This window comes from Pseudomonas sp. MD330_10 (assembly GCF_042610415.1).
GTDB lineage: Bacteria > Pseudomonadota > Gammaproteobacteria > Pseudomonadales > Pseudomonadaceae > Aquipseudomonas > Aquipseudomonas rhodesiae.
In genome coordinates, this window is the sequence record NZ_JBHGZU010000019.1 from 70,610 (window position 1) to 87,284 (window position 16,675).

Consider the following 16,675-nt stretch of genomic DNA (forward strand, 5'->3'; position numbering starts at 1 on the left):
AAAATTTGTCGACTGATAAACCGCCATCGGGGGCAAGCCCCCTCCCACAGCGATTTAGAGCGGGACGAAAATATTTTTAACTTTTATCTTGCGCGCTAAACATTAGCGCTATATATTTGCCCTCACCAACTACTTAGCGCACAAAACTTTAGCGCTAAAAAAACGAGGGTTCCACCATGCAAACGCTCTATACCGCAGTAGCCACCGCCACCGGCGGCCGTGATGGTCGCGCTGTTTCCAGCGATAACATCCTCGACGTCAAGCTCTCCACCCCGAAAGAACTCGGCGGTGCCGGCGGCCAGACCACCAACCCGGAACAACTGTTCGCCGCCGGTTACTCGGCCTGCTTTATCGGCGCACTGAAATTCGTTGCTAGCCAGACCAAACGCAAAATCCCGGATAACGCCGCGATCACCGCTCACGTCGGTATCGGCCAGATCCCCGGCGGTTTCGGCTTGGATATCGACCTGCACATCGGCCTGCCAGGCCTGAGCCAGGCGGATGCGCAAAGCCTGGTCGACGCCGCTCACCAGGTCTGCCCGTATTCCAACGCCACCCGTGGCAACGTCGATGTACGTCTGCATGTAACCGTCTGATCAACTCTGTCGCCTAAGGAGAAGCACATGAACACCATTGGTAAAGCACTCACCGGCACCCTGCTCGCCCTGTCCATCGGCAGCGCCTTCGCGGCGACCGGCGAGGTGGAGCACAACACCCAGGCTTTTCTGGATGCGTTGAATGCCGGTACCGGCAAACCCATCGAACAACTGACGCCGAAAGACGCCCGTGCGGTGCTGGCCGGCGCTCAGGCGGGGGTGAAGCTGACGCTGCCCCAGGCGGACGTGAGCCACAAGACCATCCAGGTCGATGGCCAGCCGCTGGAGCTGACCATCGTGCGTCCAGCCGGGGTCAAGGGCACATTGCCGGTGTTTATGTTCTTCCACGGTGGCGGCTGGGTGCTGGGGGATTACCCTACCCATGAACGCTTGGTACGGGATCTGGTGGCGGGTTCGGGAGCGGCGGCAGTGTTCGTCAACTACACGCCTTCACCCGAGGCCCATTACCCGGTGGCGATCAATCAGGCCTATGCCGCCACGAAGTGGGTGGCCGAGCATGGCAAAGAGATCAACGTCGACGGCAAGCGCCTGGCGGTGGCCGGTAACAGCGTCGGCGGCAACATGGCCGCAGTGGTCAGCCTGATGGCCAAAGACAAGGGTACGCCGGCAATCAAGTTCCAGTTGCTGTTATGGCCGGTAACGGACGCCAACTTCGAGACAGCGTCCTACAACCAGTACGCCGAAGGGCACTTCCTTACCAAAAATATGATGAAGTGGTTCTGGGACAACTACACCACCGACGCCGAGCAACGCGCCGAGATCTACGCCTCACCGCTGCGCGCCACCACCGCGCAACTCAAGGGTCTACCACCAGCAATGGTGCAGACCGCCGGCGCCGACGTGCTGCGCGACGAAGGCGAGGCGTATGCGCGCAAACTGGACGAGGCCGGCGTGCCGGTGACGGCGGTGCGTTACAACGGCATGATCCACGACTACGGGTTGCTTAACGTGGTCAGCCAAGTGCCGGCGGTGCGTTCGGCCCTGTTGCAGGCGTCCGATGAGCTCAAGCAACACCTGAAGTAACCCACCGCCCACGAAAAAGCCCGACGCTAGGTCGGGCTTTTTTTCGTATCGGCGAAGCCAGAATTACTTCTTGGCGCGACCTTTGTACGAACCACCTTCACGGGTGTCGATTTCGATCAGGTCGTCGATTTCGATGAAATCGGCTACTTGCAGTTCGGTGCCGTTGCTCAGCTTGGCAGGCTTCATCACCTTGCCGGAAGTGTCGCCACGGGCGGAACCTTCGGTGTAGGCAACCTTACGCACGATAGTGGTCGGCAGCTCTACGGAAACCAGGCGCTCTTCGAAGAAAATCGCTTCGCAGACGTCTTCCATGCCTTCTTCGATGAACGGCAGAACGGCTTCGATATCTTCAGCGTTCAGCTCGTACATGGTGTAGTCGGTGGTGTCCATGAACGTGTAGGTGTCGCCGCTGATGAAGGACAGGGTCGCTTCTTTGCGGTCGAGGATCACGTCGTCCAGTTTGTCGTCGGCGCTGTAGACGATCTCGGTCTTGTAACCGGTCAGCAGGTTCTTCAGCTTGGTCTTCATGATTGCGCTGTTACGACCAGACTTGGTGAACTCAGCTTTCTGAACCAGCCAAGGGTCGTTTTCGAGACGGATCACTGTACCGGGTTTCAGTTCTTTACCAGTTTTCATTACGTATATCCGAAATTTGGATGGGATTTACAAAAATCAAGGTCGCGTATCATATCCAACTTTCATAAAACTGTACCAGCGCCGTCGCAAGATCGTCCTGCAATGCCTGTTCCAGACACCACGACTCGGCATGCCGGGCTACCTCGGGCCAGTGTTCCAGCAGCATTTTCCAAGCGCTGGCCATATCGCCCTCGGTGTTCCAGGCTTGCCAGAGAGCCACGAGCGCAGTTTTAGCCGCCGGAGAAAGCGCGGCGGTGTAGAGGTCTAGAAACGCGTCAAGTTTGTCCAGATGAATGTCTTCGTCCTGGCGATAGATATGCCACAACAGCGGTCGGCCAGCCCACTGGGCGCGCACGAACGAGTCTTCGCCGCGCACGGCATTGAAGTCGCAGCACCAGAGCAGACGGTCGTATTGCTCCTGGCGCACGAACGGCAGCACCTGCACGGTCAGGGCTTGGCGCCGATGAATATCCCCGGCTGCCAACCCATCCACGCCGAGCCAGCGCTGCACATCGCCGAGTATGCGCCCCTCGGGCACCAACAGATGAGTGGCGGTCCCGTCCGTCGATAACACGTCCAGCCATGGGGCCAGCCCAGGGTTTTCGTAAGCAAACAGTGAGATCAATCGCGTGCCAATGGTCGGAAATACGCCCATCGCATGCAGGAATTGTCGCTGCGCCTCGGCGTCTTGCTGAAAAGCCTGACGTTGCTCCAGCAATCCAGCCTCTCGCAATAACCCTCCAGTGCCTTCGCGGAACCCCGGAAAGAAGAAGTACTTCTGCACGCCCTTGAACTTCACCGACGGCAAACGATGGCAACCCACCACCCACTCTTCGGCGCTGAGGTAATCCAGGTTCATCCACAGCGGAGTCCGTTCGCACGCGGCCATGGCTTCCATATAGTCCGGCGGCAACTGACATGCGAACGCTGCGATCACCACATCTGCCGCCGAAGCCTGTGCCCACTCGGCCGGCCAGTGGCGCACGTCGACGCCCTCTTGCCATTGCTGGTCGAGCCGAATGTCAATGTCAGGGCACATACGTTCGAAGGCGCGCAAGTCATCGACCCACAAGCGCACGGCACAACCGTGCTCCACCACCAATTGCCGGGCCAGGCGCCAGGTCACGCCGATGTCGCCGTAGTTATCGACGACGCTGCAAAAAATATCCCAGCGGGCTTTCATTCCGGGCTCCATCGATCAAATGGGCGATTGTCCGCATAAATGCACGGATGCAGAAGTCTTGATCGTGATTATTCTGCACAGGGGCTGTGCGACAATCGCCGCCATGCCGTCAATGCCCGCCAGGAGGCCGCCATGTCTGACCGTCCGTTATCGCTGCCCAAACTTATGCTCGCCATCGCCCTGGGCCTATGGCTGGGGTTCGTCGCCATTGTGCTGACCACTTGGCTGGCCTCGCGCTACCTCTTCCCTCAAGCCTTGGCTCCAGTGGCCCAGGCCGTCCAGCATTGGGGCACGCCCGCCGCCGCTGTTGCGCCGGAACCGCCCAACCGAATGTTCGAGCAGTACCAGCAGAATTTGCAAAAACAGGAGCAGCAACAAGCCCTGGATCAGGCGCGCAACAATGCGCGCAACCTGTCCAACCCCAAATGTCAGTTCTGGCTGCAACAGGACCAGAACGCCCCGACCGAGAAGTCCCGCGCCAACGTCCTGCAATTCTGCGATTGATGAACATGAATAAATACGCTGTCCACACGCTCATCCTGGAAAAACTCGGCGTCGATCTCGACATCGCTCAACGTGCCGCGCAGACCGCCTACGAAACCGCGACCCACGAAGAAAACATCGCCGAGAACAAATACGACACCCTCGGGTTGGAAGCCTCTTACCTGGCGACCGGGCAAGCCAGACGCGTTGAGGAAATCAAGCAGGCCCTGACACTGTGCCAGAACCTGCCAGTGCGGCCCTACGATGAGCAGCGCGGTATAGAAGTCGGTGCGTTACTGGGCCTGGAAGATCAGAACGGTCGCCAGCAGTGGCTGTTCCTGGCGCCCGATGCGGCCGGATTGAAAGTGGATGTGGTGGGCCAGACGGTGACCGTCATCACCCCGCGCTCGCCCTTGGGCAAAAGCCTGCTGGGCAAGTTCGAAGGCGATGAGGTGGAAGTGCTAGTGGCTGGCGCCCGGCAGTACTTCACGGTTACCGACGCCAAATAATCGGTAGGCGCGCTTGTTCGTATAGGACGCCCTGTTCACCCTGGCGCCCTGGGTGATCCCTGAGTACGAACGCCTAAGGTCAGTGAACCGGCAGTTCCACGCCGTCGAACAGTTCTTCCAGCTCCTGCTTGTTATGGCACTGGATGGCCTTGGCCATCACTTCGCGGGTCAGGTGTGGGGCGAACTTCTCGATGAAATCGCACATGAACCCGCGCAGGAACGTACCGCGACGGAAGCCGATCTTGGTCACGCTGGACTCGAACAATTCGCTGGCATCCAGCACAACCAAGTCTTTATCGAGGTTGGTGTCCACCGCCATCTTGGCGACGATACCCACCCCCAGTCCCAGGCGCACGTAAGTCTTGATTACGTCGGCGTCGGCGGCGGTAAACACCACTTTCGGCGTGAGGCCACGATGACTGAAGGCTTCATCAAGCTTGGAACGGCCGGTGAACCCGAACACGTAGGTGACGATCGGGTATTCCGCCAGGGCTTCGAGGGTCAGTTTCGGCAGCTTGGCCAACGGGTGGCCCTGAGGCACCACCACGCAACGGTTCCAGCGATAGCACGGCATCATCACCAGATCGCCGAACAGCTCCAGCGCCTCGGTGGCGATGGCGAAATCGACGGTGCCGTCGGCGGCCATCTCGGCGATCTGCATCGGCGACCCTTGGTGCATGTGCAACGCCACGTCCGGGTACTGTTTGATGAAGTCGCGAATCACCGGTGGCAGTGCATAACGGGCCTGGGTGTGGGTGGTGGCGATCGACAAGGTGCCTTTTTTCTCGTTGGAAAATTCCTGGGCGATCTGTTTGATGCTTTCGACTTTACGCAGAATCTCGCCGGCGGTGGTGATGATGCGCTCACCGGCCGGTGTCACGCGGGTGAGGTGCTTGCCGCTGCGCGCGAACACTTCGACGCCCAACTCGTCTTCGAGCAGGCGGATCTGCTTGCTGATACCCGGTTGCGAGGTGTAAAGGCTTTGAGCGGTAGCGGAAACGTTGAGGTCGTGGTGCGCCACTTCCCAGATGTAGCGCAGTTGTTGAAGCTTCATATGTGTCCCTCAAAGCAGATAGACGCCACGGGTATCAGCAGCGATATATAACTATATTAAAGGTCAGAAGGATAAATCTAGAACTTTTTATCCCTTCTCCCATTCACACGTCATCACTGCGTCGACGTTGTAGCGACGGCACCAGGTAAACCGGCACCGTAGACAGCTGCACCACCCGCGTGGCAGTACGGCCCAATGGCGTGGCCTGCGCACTGGTAGAGCTATGACTTCCTACGATCAACAAGTCGACGGAAAGTTTACGCAGTTGGTCGAGAATCACCTCGCACGGGTCGCCCTGAATCACGCGCACCGAGCGGATCCACTTCAAGTCCTGCTCGCCCTCCCCCAACTCCTCACGAAAACTCTCCAGTACACGCTGCTCGATCGTTGCGATCATGGTACTCAGGCCCTGGCTTTGCCATTCAATCAAGGCCTTTTCATCAAGGTAGCTCTGCAACACCGATTCGGCGAACAGACCGATAGGTTCAACCACATGAATCACGTACAGGTCAGCCTTGAACGTCCGCGCCAGCGCCAAGGCATGTTGCATCACATACGGCGCATACAGACCGAGGTCCGTGGCGTACAGCATCGAACGAATCATAAAAACCTCCTGGACAGCCAGGATGGCGGAGATCAAAACAGCTTAGCAGCGCCGTGCGGAGTTGGACTGGCTCAGACCGGGCTCTTCAGTTCATTGCTAATGCCATGGGGCACATGCCCGGTGGCGACCACCTCCCTGGCTTTCTCGCAATGACCGGCCTGATCATCAAAAAACACATCGGCGGCGAATGCCTCAAGAAACGCGGATTTCTCCAACCCGCCGAGAAACAGCGACTCGTCCAGCCGAATGTCCCACTCTCGCAAAGTGCGGATCACCCGCTCATGGGACGGCGCCGAACGCGCGGTCACCAGTGCGGTACGGATTGGACAAGCCTCGTCCGGAAACTCACGTTGCAGCAAGTTGAGCGCCGCCAGAAACCCTTTGAAAGGCCCACCATGCAACGGCTGGCGTGCCGATTCGCGCTCGCTGGCCTGGAATGCTTCAAGCCCTCCGGCCTGGTACACACGCTCGGATTCATCGGAGAACAGCACCGCGTCGCCGTCGAAGGCGATGCGCAATTCCTCGCTGCTGGCCCGACGCGCACCGCCGGACAAAATCGTCGCCGCCGCGAAACCGGCATCCAGGGCGCTGCGCACATCTTCGGCATGGGTGGACAAAAACAGATGGCAACCAAATGCCGCCAAATAAGGATAAGGACTACGTCCCCCGACGAACGCGGCGCGAGAAATATCCAGGCCGTAATGCTGGATGGAATTGAACACGCGTAGGCCGGTGTCGGCGCTGTTGCGCGACACCAGCACCACCTCGACACGGGCACGGCCCAGGCTGGCGTTGAGGCTCAGCAGTTTCTTGACCAGCGGGAAGGCATCCCCGGGTTCCAGGATCTCTTCTTCATGCTCGATCTGGTATTTGCGATAAGTCTCCACGCCTTCGGCCAGGTAGATTTTGTGACTTTCGCTGAGGTCGAACAGCGCCCGCGACGAAATCGCCAGCACCAGTTTGTCACCCAATCCCTTTGCCATCTGCGCTCCTCCCGATCAGCGATTGTGCCGATCAATAAAACTCAAAGCCTGGTGCAGTGCCTGCATACGCGGCAGCTCGCACCCGGCGGCCTTGGCGGCGGATAACGGCCGTGCATAGATCGCCGCCAGTTCCAACGGGCGCTTGTGCATATAGTCGTGATACATGCTCGGCAGGTAGTCCTCCATGGTCTCGGTCATGGCGAACATCTGCTCGGCATAGCTGGCCGGGATTTCGTGGCCACACGCATGGGCGCCCTGTATCACTTCGGCCATCAGCGCCTGGATCAGCTCGCGGCTGGAGGCGTCGGCCATCAGGTTGGTGGTGCCAGCCTTCAATAAAACCGAGAGGCCGTTGAAAGGCACGTTCCACACCAATTTATGCCAGCGCGCCTGATGCACATTGGCCATGGCCTGTGACTCGATACCGGCCTTATGAAACAACGCGGCGCCGGCCTCGACAATCTCCTTCTGACGGTTTTCATCGTTGGCGGCCGAGCCGCTGTGATAGCCGAGATTAACCCGCCCCAGGGCCTGGTGCTCGACCACACCGGGGCCGGAACGGTGTACGCCGATGTAACACAAGCCGCCCAGCAGGTGCAGCGATGCCGGCAAGTGTTCACGCAGGCTGTCCTCAACGTCGAGGCCGTTTTGCAACAACACCACCTTGGCATCCGGCGCCGCGACCTGGGCCAGGGTCGGCGCCAGCTCCACATTACCGGTGGACTTGGTGCCTACCAACAACCAATCGCAGGGCGGCATATCGGCTGCCTGGGCGTAAGCCTGCACGGGGTGCAGATGCAAAGCGCCATGCACACCGCTGTTCACGCGCAACCCCTGCTCGCTGACCACCGCATATTCGCTGCGCAGCAGGAAGTGCACATCAAACCCGGCGCGCGCCAGCATCAAGCCATAAAAACCGCCAATGGCGCCGGTGCCGATGATGCCAATGCGAGGCGACTGCGGTGTAACTGTGGTCATGGCAACTCCTCCGGTGTGCGGGTAAGCGCTTCATTTACAGCCTCGCCAACGGCCGCAGGTGTAAGACGTGTCTGCAATTGCCCAAGGAATTGACCCTCGCACACCACGAACAACGCCGGCAAATGAAAGATCTGGTAACGCTCGACCGCACCGCCGTTATGCCCGGCATCCACCCAGCACACGCGGTCCACCGGCAAGCGCCAGCCCGGCATTTGCTGACGCGCCCAGCGGCAACTGGAACAGCCGGCGCTGACAAATACCACCAGCGAAATTCCTGGCAATCCCAGCAATTGCTGGTCAATATCCAGGTCGGTCAATTCCAGTTCCTTCACTATACTGCTGCCACCGCCGTCAACTGGACGGTGCTCGGAGTCCGTGTACATGGGTCGTTTTTTACCTCACCCTGATGATGTCGCTGTCGAGTTAATCCAACGCCCCTCTCCCGCCATTCCCCGTCAACGCCTCCTCACTGCCGGCTTGGGCGGCATTGCTTGTCATTGGCCGCGCGCCTGGCGACAAGGCACGGCGGTGGATCTGCACATCCCATCCTTGGGCGCCAGCGCCCGCTATCCGGGGTACGTGGCCTGGTGCCGCAAGGTTGAAAGTGGCTATCGTGTGGGCATCTCGTTCACCGATGAACATGCCCTGTTCGGCGCACGCATGGGCGAGCAAGCATGCCGGATAGAGCGCTACTGCCGCCAGCACGAAGATGCCGAGCCCTCCCCTCAGCAGTTCGAGGCCCTGGCCAGGGAGTGGGTTGCGCGGCACGCGTTAGAGTTCTCCCACGACGCGTTTGTGCAGCCCGTGCGGGATTAAACCCGCGCCGCCCATTGTCGCGGGCCCGTAATACGCGCTAAGGTTCCTCCCCCCTGCATCCAAATCATGCTGTGCACCGCCGCACGGGAACGGCTGGCGGCCGGCACCCGTGACCCTGACGAGTAACACGATGGCTGATTTACCGATCAATGACCTTAACGTCGAATCCAACGAGACTCTGATCACCCCCGATCAGCTCAAGCGCGAAATCCCTTTGAGCGAGACTGCCCTGCAGACCGTTACCAAAGGCCGCGAAGTCATTCGTAATATCCTCGACGGCACCGACCATCGCCTCTTCGTGGTGATCGGCCCTTGCTCGATCCACGACCTCAAGGCGGCTCACGAATACGCCGAGCGCCTCAAGGTATTGGCGGCAGAAGTCTCCGATACCCTGTATCTGGTCATGCGTGTCTACTTCGAGAAGCCGCGCACCACCGTCGGCTGGAAAGGTCTGATCAACGACCCGTACCTGGACGACTCGTTCAAGATTCAGGACGGTTTGCACATCGGTCGTCAATTGCTGCTGGATCTGGCCGAAATGGGCCTGCCCACCGCCACCGAAGCACTGGACCCGATCTCCCCGCAATACCTGCAGGATCTGATCAGCTGGTCGGCCATCGGCGCACGCACCACCGAATCCCAGACCCACCGCGAAATGGCATCCGGCCTGTCGTCGGCCGTGGGCTTCAAGAATGGCACCGACGGCGGCCTGACCGTAGCGATCAACGCGCTGCAATCGGTCTCCAGCCCTCACCGCTTCCTGGGCATCAACCCGGAAGGCGGCGTTTCCATCGTCACCACCAAGGGCAATGCCTACGGCCATGTGGTGCTGCGGGGCGGCAACGGTAAGCCCAACTATGATTCGGTCAGTGTCGCGTTGTGCGAACAGGCGCTGAACAAGGCCAAGATCAAGCCGAACATCATGGTCGACTGCAGCCACGCCAACTCCAACAAGGACCCGGCCCTGCAGCCGCTGGTTATGGAAAACGTTGCCAACCAGATCCTGGAAGGCAACCAGTCGATCATCGGCCTGATGGTCGAGAGCCACTTGAACTGGGGCTGCCAGGCGATTCCCAAGGACCTTGCCGACTTGCAGTATGGCGTGTCGATCACCGATGCCTGCATCGATTGGGCGGCCACCGAGAACACCCTGCGCAGCATGCACGCCAAGCTCAAGGATGTATTGCCCAAGCGCCAACGCGGCTGAACCCGGCTCGGGTTTACGCACACAAAAACGCCGGGCTGAGCCCGGCGTTTTTTATGCTGATCTGAATTCCTTACAACTTGGCGGCATGGCGCTGGTGGCGCTCCATATAACGCTCTACGTAAGAGCAGGACGGGATCACCGTGTAGCCCGCCGCCTCGGCGAACTTCAAGGCCTCCTCGGTCAGCGCTGCCGCGATACCACGCCCTCTCAATGCGTTAGGCACGAAGGTGCGATAGATATCCAGGGTCTGTTTACCAAGGTCCATATAGGTCAAGTAGGCACGATGACCGTCCACAGTGGTCTCGAACTGATGACCCGTCTGGTCATGGTGGATGGACAACGCCTCGCTCATCACTACTCCTCGCGGGTCTTGGTTTCTGACCCCTACCTTACCGATGTTTTTCCGGCGAAGGAACATCTACGCCAACCCGTGCCGGTTTCGACAACGAGAATACCTCTAGCGCTCGCAACCAGCCCGTAGGGAATAGTAGGCACCAATCCTGCAATTGCTCAAGGCGCATGCACCATCCCCCGCCGCTGGTGGATACAGAAAGGGCTTCGACCCATCGATGATCGAAAGCCTGAACATTGCCGGCAGTTGAACCTTGAGACGAACAGGCGCTCTTAAAGTCACCACTACATGCTTAAAAAAGATGCCAGGCCATGCACCGTCAAGCGCAACGGAAGTGCTCGGATAGTTATATAAATTTTCATCTATGTACAAGGCCCAACACAGGCGGCATGGCCCTTTCAGCGAGGCTCGATGCGGGCCCAGTGAAAAAAAATTGGACAGTTTTTATACAAACCCACGCAAGGTTAGCCAAAACAGATTCGCCGCAAGAATTTTTTTTGCTTCTTGCGCTGCGTCAGTTTACTTACTACAAGTAATGGGTAGTATGTACGCCGGCTATAAGCTCAATCTGAGAAGTAGCCATTTAATAGAAAGTCCTTGAAGGGGAACACGATGAACAACGTTCTGAAATTCTCTGCTCTGGCTCTGGCCGCAGTTCTGGCTACCGGTTGCAGCAGCGTCTCCAAAGAAACCGAAGCTCGTCTGACTGCAACTGAAGACGCAGCAGCTCGCTCCCAGGCTCGTGCAGACGAAGCCTACCGTAAAGCTGATGAAGCTCTGGCTGCTGCTCAAAAAGCACAACAGACTGCTGACGAAGCTAACGAGCGCGCTCTGCGCATGCTTGAAAAAGCTAGCCGCAAGTAATAACCCTTCGGGGTTGTTATCAAGCCGATCCATTTTTGGATCGGCTTTTTATTGCCTGGGATTCACCCGTAACCCCGGCCAATAAAAAACCCGCCGCGGCACCAGGCCGGGGCGGGCTTGGCAGGTTGCGGGCTTACTGCTGCAGATCGATCGGCGTACTGGATACCATGGGCGCCGCGCCTGGCACACCGATTTCAGTGGGCAGACCGTCTTCCGCCGCCACCACGTCACGCACCTGATCCCAATTGACCCGCAGGTTATTGGCTAGGTCTTCGCGCTTGAGCAAGGCGTTGATCACCGCCGTATGTTTGTCCACCACCGATGGCGTGCCGTCATCGTTCAGGGGTGTATGCGCCTCCAGGTACACCTTGCCGCCACTGCTGCCGAACTTATAGGCATCGTTGATGATGCGCACCGAGGTGCCGACCGGCACCATATCGGCCATCTCCAACACGTTATTGTTGAACATGCGGAAGCAGCCATGGCTGGTACGCGTGCCGATGCCGAACTTCATGTTGGAACCGTGGATCAGGTACCCCGGCGTTCCCAGCGTGAACTTGAACGGCCCCAAGGGGTTGTTCGGCCCAGCCGGCACCACGTTGGGCAGCGGGTCGCCATTGGCGGCGTGCTCGGCCTTGATCGAGGCCGGCGGTGTCCAGGTCGGGTTGGGCGTCTTGGCGATAATGCTGGTGTGGGCAATCGGTGAGCCCCAGCCTTCACGACCGATCCCCAACGGGAACGTGTAAACCACGTTCTGGCCTTTGGGGTAGTAGTAGAGCCGGTATTCCGCGAGGTTGATCACAATGCCTTCGCGCGGCCCGGGCGGCAGGATGAAGCGCGTCGGCAGCACGATCTCGGTGCCCGCGCCCGGCAACCAGGCATCCACGCCCGGGTTGGCCGCGACCATCTCCGAGTAGCCCAGGTCATACGCAGTGCCAAGATCGGCAAAGGTGTCTTCGTACTTGGCCTTGATCACTTGGACTTGGCCGACGATGTCTTCCCCCGGGGGTGGCAAGGGCAACTGCAGGGCCGCTGCCGAACCGGCCGCACACAGGGCAGCAAGCGACAGGCAGCAGGTAACGACGGAAAGGCGCGACAACATCCGAAAAATCCTTCGCAGAACGACGGGTAAGTTAAAAGCCAATTGCTAGCTTACAGCTTATAGCTTGACGCTTGCAGCTGCTTCTAGAGTTCAAAACGCAGCTCCGGCCAGATCGGCGGTGTGCCGCGCTTCTGAGACTCAAGGATAGCCCGACAGAGGGGGCACAAACGCTGGTCCTGGAAAATCGACCGATCCACCAGCGACCAACGCGGCTGCGCCGGCAATAACGTGCCGCACAGCGTGCGATCGATGGAGCCGCCCAGTTCCAATTGACGCGTCACCAGATGCACCCGCACTTCCTGGCAGGCGAACAGATCCAGCTGCTCGTCCGGCTCGATCAGTTGGTAGTTAAACAGGGACCAGGCAGGACGCGACATCGAGGGCTCCAAATCAGGGGGCGCCACCTTAGCCGAAAGCCTGCCGGTAGAAAAGCGTCATAACAGCGGTTTGAGCGATGGCCAGACATTTTCCAGCAACTTGTCCTGAGCACCGACCGCCGGGTGAAGACCGTCGGCCTGCATCAGCTCGGGATGCCCCCCCACGCCCTCCAGGAAAAACGGCACCAGCGGCACCTTTTTTTCCTGCGCCACATCGCCGAACACCTTATTAAAGGCTTCGACGTAGCGTTTTCCATAATTGGGTGGGATCTGCATGCCGAGCAGCAACACTTTTGCTCCACTGTCCCGAGACTGCTGAATCATCGAAGCAAGATTTTGTTGCAATTGCGCCGGCGGCTGACCGCGCAGCCCATCGTTGCCCCCCAGCTCAATGATCACCACCTCCGGCTTATGCGCTGCAAGCGCCGCCGGCAGCCGCGCAAGCCCTCCCGCACTGGTATCGCCACTGATGGAAGCGTTGACCACGGTATCGTCAAACCCTTCGTTCTTGAGCCGTTGCTCCAGCAGCGCCACCCACCCTTTGCGGGTATCCAGGCCGAAACCGGCACTGATACTATCGCCAACGATCAGGACTGTACCCGCCGCTGCGTTCTGGGCCATGCACATCAAGGCCAGGCCAGCACTCAAAAACCACATTCGCATCGGATTCTCCATGGGCGCAAGCATTCTCACCGCGCGGAACCTTAGCAAAGTGGTTCCCAGCACGGAAGGTGAACTGACTATCCTGCACGAACTGAGCCTGGAACTGAACAAGGGCGACAGCCTGGCTATCGTCGGCAGTTCCGGTTCCGGCAAATCCACGCTCCTGGGCCTGCTGGCCGGCCTCGACCTGCCCAGCGGCGGCGAAGTCACCCTCGCCGGGCAAGCCCTGAGCCGCCTGGACGAAGACCAACGGGCGCGCATCCGCGCCGAGCATGTGGGCTTCGTCTTCCAATCCTTTCAATTGCTCGACAGCCTCAATGCGCTGGAAAACGTCATGCTGCCGCTGGAACTGGACGGCCGCAAAGACGCCCGCGAACGCGCCAGGCACTTGCTTGAGCGCGTGGGCTTGGGGCAACGCCTGACCCACTCGCCCCGTCAGTTGTCCGGTGGCGAACAGCAACGGGTGGCGATTGCTCGGGCGTTCGCCGCCGAGCCCGACGTGCTGTTCGCCGATGAACCTACCGGCAACCTCGATAGCCACACCGGCGAGCGCATCAGCGATCTGCTGTTCGAACTCAATAAAGAGAGCGGCACGACCCTGGTGCTGGTCACCCACGACGAGCGCCTGGCCCACCGTTGCCGACGCCTGATCCGCCTTGAAGCCGGCCTGATGGTCGCGCCCCTGGAGCCTTGATGGCACGTTTGCCGCTGTTGCGTCTGTTCAGCCTTGCCCTGCGTCAATTACTGCGCGATGCCCGTGCCGGCGAATTGCGCGTGCTGTTCTTCGCCCTGCTGGTCGCCGTGGCCGCCAGCACCGCCATCGGCTACTTCGGCGCCCGCCTCAACGGCGCCATGCTACTGCGCGCCACCGAGTTCCTCGGTGCCGATCTGGTGCTGGAAGGCAGCTCGCCCGCCCGCCCTGAGCAAATCAAGTCCGGTACCGAGCTGGGCCTGGATCATGCCCGGGTGGTGGAATTTTCCAGCGTGATTGCCACCGACAATGGTATCCAGCTCTCCAGCATCAAGGCGGTCAACGAGCAGTACCCGCTGCGTGGCGCGCTCAAGAGTGCCGCCGCGCCCTTTGCCGAGGAAACCCCAGGCGGCGGCCCGAAACCCGGCGAAGCCTGGGTAGAAGCGCGGCTGCTGACGGCCCTCGACCTAAAAGTCGGCGACAGCATCGACGTGGGCATGAAAACCCTGCGCCTGGCGCGGGTGCTCACCTATGAACCGGACCGCGCCGGCAATTTCTACAGCCTCACCCCCAGGGTGATGATCAACCTCGCCGACCTGCAAGCCACCGGCGTGGTACAGCCCGGCAGCCGCGTCAGCTACCGCGAACTGTGGCGCTACCCCCAGGGCGGTACGGCGCTGCAAACCTATCGTGACCTGATCAAGCCCGGCCTCGCCGCCAACCAGCGCTTGCAGGATTCCCGCGATGGCAACCAGCAGATCGGCGGCGCCCTGGGCAAGGCCGAACGCTACCTGAACATGGCCAGCCTGGTGGCCGTTCTATTGGCGGGGGTGGCGGTGGCCTTGTCGGCCAACCGCTTTGCCACGCGACGCTTTGACGCCAGCGCGCTGTTGCGTTGCCTGGGATTGTCGCGCCGCGAAGCCATGTTGTTGTTCAGTCTGCAATTGAGCGTACTGGGCCTGCTGGCCAGTCTCGCTGGCGCTCTCCTCGGCTGGCTGGCGCAGTTCGGTCTGTTTTATTTTCTGCGGGATCTGCTGCCGGCGGATGTGCCACCTGGTGGGCTGTTGCCGGCCGTGGCAGGAATCGGCACCGGGCTGGTCGCGCTTGCGGGCTTCGCCTTGCCGCCGTTGGCCGCGCTAGGGCGCGTCCCGCCGCTGCGAGTATTGCGCCGCGATCTGCTGCCCATCCCGTCCAGTACCTGGATGGTCTACGGTGCTGCGCTGTTCGCCTTGGGCCTGATCATGTGGCGTCTGAGCCTCGACCTGGTGCTCACCTTCGCCTTGCTGGGAGGTGGCGTGGTGGCCGCATTGGTGCTCGGCGGCTTGCTCTTGCTGCTGTTGCAAAGTCTGCGTCGGCTGTTGGCCGGTGCGACTCTGCCCTGGCGCCTGGGTCTGGGCCAATTGCTGCGCCACCCGCTGGCCGCAGCCGGTCAGGCCCTGGCATTCGGTCTGATCCTGCTGTCCATGGGCTTGATCGCCCTGCTGCGCGGCGAGTTGCTCGACACCTGGCAAAACCAGTTGCCCAAAGATGCACCCAATTATTTTGCCTTGAACATCCTGCCGGCCGACAAAGATGCTTTCGGCGCACGCCTGCTGGAAATCCAGGCGCAATCGGCACCGCTGTACCCGGTGGTGCCGGGGCGGCTGATCAGCATCAACGGCGAACCGGTGCAGGAGATCGTCAGCAAGGACTCCAGTGGCGACCGCGCCGTGCAACGCGACCTCAGCCTGACATGGGCCGCCGACGTGCCGCCGGGCAATGCCCTGACGTCGGGCGCTTGGTGGTCCCAGCAACCCTCCGATGGTATTCCCGGCGTCTCGGTCGAGGCCAAGGTGGCCGAAAGCCTCAAGCTCAAACTCAACGACCACTTGGTCTTTACGATAGGTGGGGAAAATCGCGAAGCGCGGGTCACCAGTCTGCGCACCATCAACTGGGATAACTTCCAGCCCAACTTCTTCATGATCTTCCAGCCTGGCACATTGAAGAATCTGCCGACCACGTACCTGACCAGCTTCTACCTGGCCCCCGGTCATGATCAGCAAATCGTCGACCTGTCCCGCGCCTTCCCGGCCGTGACCATCCTGCAGGTAGAAGCGCTGCTGGAGCAATTGCGCAGCATCCTTGCGCAAGTGACGCTGGCCGTGGAGTACGTGCTGTTGTTTGTATTGGCCGCCGGGATGGCCGTGCTGTTCTCCGGCCTGCAAGCGACGCTGGATGAGCGCATCCGCCAGGGTGCGCTGCTGCGCGCGCTGGGAGCCGAACGCAAGTTACTGGTCAAAGCCAGGCGCATTGAATTCGGGTTACTGGGCGCCGCGAGCGGACTGTTGGCGGCACTGGGCACTGAACTGGTGACCTGGGCGCTATACCGCTATGCATTCGACCTGGTCTGGCAGCCTCATCCGTGGCTCTTGCTGCTGCCCGTCATCGGTGCCGTGTTGATTGGCGGTGCAGGCGTCTTCGGCACCCGCCGCGCACTCAATGCCAGCCCGCTGACTGTGCTGCGCGAAGGCTGAGACAACTCAGGCCCGCTCGG

At 60.2% G+C, this 16,675-nt stretch carries 20 protein-coding genes; 9 read left to right on the plus strand and 11 right to left on the minus strand.

Annotated features, from left to right (window positions below):
• Nucleotides 1–176: 176 nt before the first annotated feature.
• Together ACFZPT_RS22775 and ACFZPT_RS22780 are read left to right on the plus strand one after the other, a co-directional pair.
• Entirely contained in the window at nucleotides 177–596 is a 420-nt protein-coding gene (locus ACFZPT_RS22775; RefSeq protein WP_099313098.1) for an organic hydroperoxide resistance protein, read from the plus strand.
• A 27-nt stretch (nucleotides 597–623) separates the two neighbouring features.
• On the plus strand, nucleotides 624–1,640 hold the full coding sequence (locus tag ACFZPT_RS22780; protein ID WP_034112584.1) for an alpha/beta hydrolase: 1,017 nt from the start codon (nucleotides 624–626) through the stop codon (nucleotides 1,638–1,640).
• A 63-nt stretch (nucleotides 1,641–1,703) separates the two neighbouring features.
• Here ACFZPT_RS22780 and ACFZPT_RS22785 read toward each other — a convergent pair whose 3' ends face one another.
• Nucleotides 1,704–2,276, minus strand: a complete 573-nt coding sequence (locus tag ACFZPT_RS22785; RefSeq protein WP_003172723.1) for an elongation factor P — start codon at nucleotides 2,274–2,276, stop codon at nucleotides 1,704–1,706.
• A 49-nt stretch (nucleotides 2,277–2,325) separates the two neighbouring features.
• On the minus strand, nucleotides 2,326–3,459 hold the full coding sequence (earP, locus tag ACFZPT_RS22790; RefSeq protein ID WP_034112582.1) for an elongation factor P maturation arginine rhamnosyltransferase EarP: 1,134 nt from the start codon (nucleotides 3,457–3,459) through the stop codon (nucleotides 2,326–2,328).
• A gap of 132 nt (nucleotides 3,460–3,591) precedes the next feature.
• Here earP and ACFZPT_RS22795 point away from each other — a divergent pair, with 132 nt between their 5' ends.
• Together ACFZPT_RS22795 and ACFZPT_RS22800 are read left to right on the plus strand one after the other, a co-directional pair.
• Entirely contained in the window at nucleotides 3,592–3,963 is a 372-nt protein-coding gene (locus tag ACFZPT_RS22795; RefSeq protein WP_034096587.1) for a hypothetical protein, read from the plus strand.
• A gap of 5 nt (nucleotides 3,964–3,968) precedes the next feature.
• A complete protein-coding gene (locus ACFZPT_RS22800) occupies nucleotides 3,969–4,451 on the plus strand; it encodes a GreA/GreB family elongation factor (protein ID WP_034112777.1) in 483 nt (160 codons plus the stop codon).
• 79 nt (nucleotides 4,452–4,530) lie between these two features.
• Here the strand turns inward: ACFZPT_RS22800 and cysB are convergent, their stop codons facing one another.
• The 5 genes from cysB to ACFZPT_RS22825 form a co-directional block, all read right to left on the minus strand.
• Nucleotides 4,531–5,505: an HTH-type transcriptional regulator CysB gene (gene cysB, locus ACFZPT_RS22805; protein ID WP_003189876.1), complete on the minus strand. Its 975-nt coding sequence runs from the start codon at nucleotides 5,503–5,505 to the stop codon at nucleotides 4,531–4,533.
• Between the two features lie 103 nt (nucleotides 5,506–5,608).
• On the minus strand, nucleotides 5,609–6,109 hold the full coding sequence (locus ACFZPT_RS22810) for a universal stress protein (protein ID WP_034096586.1): 501 nt from the start codon (nucleotides 6,107–6,109) through the stop codon (nucleotides 5,609–5,611).
• A gap of 71 nt (nucleotides 6,110–6,180) precedes the next feature.
• Nucleotides 6,181–7,092 (minus strand): 5'-nucleotidase, encoded by a 912-nt coding sequence (locus ACFZPT_RS22815; protein ID WP_034096585.1) that lies wholly within the window; start codon nucleotides 7,090–7,092, stop codon nucleotides 6,181–6,183.
• A 15-nt stretch (nucleotides 7,093–7,107) separates the two neighbouring features.
• Entirely contained in the window at nucleotides 7,108–8,070 is a 963-nt protein-coding gene (locus ACFZPT_RS22820) for a putative 2-dehydropantoate 2-reductase (RefSeq protein WP_034096584.1), read from the minus strand.
• On the minus strand, nucleotides 8,067–8,453 hold the full coding sequence (locus ACFZPT_RS22825) for a hypothetical protein (protein WP_034096583.1): 387 nt from the start codon (nucleotides 8,451–8,453) through the stop codon (nucleotides 8,067–8,069). The genes ACFZPT_RS22820 and ACFZPT_RS22825 overlap by 4 nt, the downstream gene beginning before the upstream one ends.
• On the opposite strand from ACFZPT_RS22825, the gene ACFZPT_RS22830 reads away from it, so the two are divergent.
• The gene (locus ACFZPT_RS22830; protein ID WP_099313097.1) at nucleotides 8,452–8,886 is read left to right on the plus strand and encodes a pilus assembly protein PilZ; all 435 of its coding nucleotides are present in this window, start codon (nucleotides 8,452–8,454) and stop codon (nucleotides 8,884–8,886) included. The genes ACFZPT_RS22825 and ACFZPT_RS22830 overlap by 2 nt on opposite strands.
• 130 nt (nucleotides 8,887–9,016) lie before the next feature.
• Entirely contained in the window at nucleotides 9,017–10,093 is a 1,077-nt protein-coding gene (locus ACFZPT_RS22835; RefSeq protein WP_034096581.1) for a 3-deoxy-7-phosphoheptulonate synthase, read from the plus strand.
• Nucleotides 10,094–10,163: 70 nt separating this feature from the next.
• Here the strand turns inward: ACFZPT_RS22835 and ACFZPT_RS22840 are convergent, their stop codons facing one another.
• Nucleotides 10,164–10,445: a GNAT family N-acetyltransferase gene (locus ACFZPT_RS22840; protein ID WP_034096580.1), complete on the minus strand. Its 282-nt coding sequence runs from the start codon at nucleotides 10,443–10,445 to the stop codon at nucleotides 10,164–10,166.
• Between the two features lie 612 nt (nucleotides 10,446–11,057).
• Between ACFZPT_RS22840 and oprI the strand changes: the two genes are divergently transcribed.
• Nucleotides 11,058–11,309 carry an outer membrane lipoprotei OprI gene (oprI, locus tag ACFZPT_RS22845; protein ID WP_003172710.1) on the plus strand — a complete coding sequence of 84 codons (252 nt, stop codon included), beginning with the start codon at nucleotides 11,058–11,060 and terminating at the stop codon, nucleotides 11,307–11,309.
• Nucleotides 11,310–11,442: 133 nt separating this feature from the next.
• Here oprI and ACFZPT_RS22850 read toward each other — a convergent pair whose 3' ends face one another.
• The 3 genes from ACFZPT_RS22850 to ACFZPT_RS22860 all read right to left on the minus strand — a co-directional run bounded on the left by ACFZPT_RS22850 (nucleotide 11,443) and on the right by ACFZPT_RS22860 (nucleotide 13,451).
• On the minus strand, nucleotides 11,443–12,411 hold the full coding sequence (locus ACFZPT_RS22850; protein ID WP_034096579.1) for a L,D-transpeptidase family protein: 969 nt from the start codon (nucleotides 12,409–12,411) through the stop codon (nucleotides 11,443–11,445).
• Nucleotides 12,412–12,494: 83 nt separating this feature from the next.
• A complete protein-coding gene (locus ACFZPT_RS22855) occupies nucleotides 12,495–12,788 on the minus strand; it encodes a hypothetical protein (RefSeq protein WP_003172705.1) in 294 nt (97 codons plus the stop codon).
• A gap of 57 nt (nucleotides 12,789–12,845) precedes the next feature.
• The gene (locus ACFZPT_RS22860; RefSeq protein ID WP_034096578.1) at nucleotides 12,846–13,451 is read right to left on the minus strand and encodes an arylesterase; all 606 of its coding nucleotides are present in this window, start codon (nucleotides 13,449–13,451) and stop codon (nucleotides 12,846–12,848) included.
• A gap of 10 nt (nucleotides 13,452–13,461) precedes the next feature.
• Here ACFZPT_RS22860 and ACFZPT_RS22865 point away from each other — a divergent pair, with 10 nt between their 5' ends.
• Nucleotides 13,462–14,145 carry an ABC transporter ATP-binding protein gene (locus ACFZPT_RS22865; protein WP_034096577.1) on the plus strand — a complete coding sequence of 228 codons (684 nt, stop codon included), beginning with the start codon at nucleotides 13,462–13,464 and terminating at the stop codon, nucleotides 14,143–14,145.
• On the plus strand, nucleotides 14,145–16,655 hold the full coding sequence (locus ACFZPT_RS22870; protein WP_034096576.1) for an ABC transporter permease: 2,511 nt from the start codon (nucleotides 14,145–14,147) through the stop codon (nucleotides 16,653–16,655). Before ACFZPT_RS22865 ends, ACFZPT_RS22870 begins: the two co-directional genes overlap by 1 nt.
• Nucleotides 16,656–16,675 lie beyond the last annotated feature (20 nt).